This is a genomic window from Salipiger sp. HF18 (assembly GCF_011806505.1).
GTDB classification, from domain to species: Bacteria; Pseudomonadota; Alphaproteobacteria; order Rhodobacterales; family Rhodobacteraceae; genus Salipiger; species Salipiger thiooxidans.
Map to the genome: position 1 here is coordinate 1 of NZ_JAATOS010000636.1, position 1,961 is coordinate 1,961.

A 1,961-nucleotide genomic window follows, 5' to 3' on the forward strand; every position below is an offset into this window, starting at 1 on the left:
CGCTGGCAGAGTTCCTCGACGAGGGCGTCGACCCGGCGCAGCTCGAGCGGATCAAGTTCCGCCTGCGCGCCGAGCGCATCTACCAGCGCGACGACGTGGGCTCGCTGGCGCGGCGCTACGGCAATGCCCTGACCACCGGGCTCACCATCGAGGACGTGCGCGCATGGCCCGAGGTGCTGCAATCCATCACCGCGGACGAGATCGTCGAGGCCGCGCGCAAGGTCTTTGACCGCAAGCAGTCGGTCACCGGCTACCTGATGCCCGTGGACGGGTCCGCTCCGGCCGGGGAGATCAGCCAATGAAACCTATTCTCGCATTTGTCTTCAGCCTCTTCCTCGCCACGCCGGTGCTGGCCGAGATCGACATCCAGCAGGTCGAGACGCCGCTCGGCTTCAAGGCCTGGCTGGTCGAGGAACCCTCGATCCCCTTCACCTCGCTGCAGATCCGCTTCCGCGGCGGCACGTCGCTCGACGCGCCCGGCAAGCGCGGCGCCACCAACCTCATGGTCGGGCTGCTCGAGGAAGGCGCGGGCGAGCTCGACGCCCGCGGCTTTGCCGAGGCGCGCGAGCAGCTCGCCGCCAGCTTCGACTACGATGCCAGCGCCGATGCGGTTTCGGTCTCGGCCCGCTTCCTGTCCGAGAACCGCGACGCGGCGGTCGAGCTGCTGCGCGAGAGCCTCGTGAACCCGCGCTTCGATCAGGACGCCATCGACCGGGTGCGCGAACAGGTGCTCTCGGGCATCCGCAGCGACGCCATGGACCCCGACGCCATCGCCAGCGCCACCTTCGACGCCATGGTCTTCGGCGACCACCCCTACGGCTCGGATCCGCAGGGCACCGAGCAGAGCGTCACCGCGCTCGGCCGAGACGACATGATCGCCGCCCATGACGCCACCATGACCCGCGACCGGGTCTACATCGCCGCCGCGGGCGACATCACCCCCGAGGAGCTTTCCGCGCTGATCGACAGGCTGCTGGGCGACCTGCCCGAGACCGGCTCCGCCCTGCCCCCGGACGTGGCCGCCGAGACCACCGCCGGCACCACCGTCGTGCCCTTCGACACGCCGCAGTCGGTGGCGGTCTTCGGGCACGAGGGGCTGGCCATCGACGATCCCGACTTCTTCGCCGCCTACGTGATGAACACCATCCTCGGCGGCGGCAGCTTCGAGTCCCGGCTGATGAACGAGGTGCGCGAGAAGCGCGGGCTCACCTACGGCGTCTATTCCTATCTCGCCGGCATGGACCATGCCGAGCTGCTGATGGGCCGCGTCGCCTCGGCCAACGACCGCATCGCCGAGGCGATCTCGGTGATCCGCGACGAATGGGCGAAGATGGCATCCGAGGGCGTGACCGAGCAGGAACTCGAGCAGACCAAGACCTACCTCACCGGCGCCTACCCGCTGCGCTTCGACGGCAACGGCACCATCGCGCGTATCCTCGTGGGGATGCAGATGGACGGACTTCCCGCCGACTACATCGCCAGCCGCAACGACCGCATCGAGGCGGTGACACAGGACGACGTGAAGCGGGTCGCGGCACGGGTCCTGCGCCCGGACGCGCTGCGCTTCGTGGTGGTGGGCCAGCCCGAGGGGCTGGAGGAGCCGCAGGTCCAGTAACCGCTGCCGCAGGGCATCGCGGGGATCACGGGGGCCGGGGCGAAAGCTCCGGCCTCTGGCGTTTCAGGCACCTGATTTCGTCTGCGTTTCAGGCACTTGGTTTCCGTCGATGCCCGCCCCGGCGGCGACCCGCGCGGGCTCACCTACCTTGTCACAACCGTCTTTCCCCCGCGCGAGACCGGCATCGCGTGGATGCGGGCGCCGGCGGAATGGCACGGCGAGCTTGGCTGGATCCTCGCGCCGCTGGTGCTGGGCCACATCGCCACGGCCGTGGGCTGGCACCTTCTCGTCAGGCGCGACGGCGTGCTGAGCCGGAGGACGGGCTGAGCCCTTTCCATCCCGGATC

The 1,961-nt window shown here is 69.6% G+C and carries 2 protein-coding genes and 1 pseudogene; all 3 read left to right on the forward strand.

Going from position 1 to position 1,961, the window contains the following annotated elements; translation table 11 throughout:
• Positions 1-302 (forward strand): annotated as a pseudogene (locus HC022_RS25200) (insulinase family protein); the annotation flags it as partial.
• Positions 299-1,615, forward strand: coding sequence for a pitrilysin family protein (locus tag HC022_RS25205; protein ID WP_167454216.1), 1,317 nt, complete (start codon positions 299-301; stop codon positions 1,613-1,615). The pseudogene HC022_RS25200 and the gene HC022_RS25205, both read left to right, overlap by 4 nt.
• Before the next feature lie 96 nt (positions 1,616-1,711).
• Positions 1,712-1,942, forward strand: coding sequence for a hypothetical protein (locus tag HC022_RS25210; RefSeq protein WP_167454217.1), 231 nt, complete (start codon positions 1,712-1,714; stop codon positions 1,940-1,942).
• Positions 1,943-1,961 lie beyond the last annotated feature (19 nt).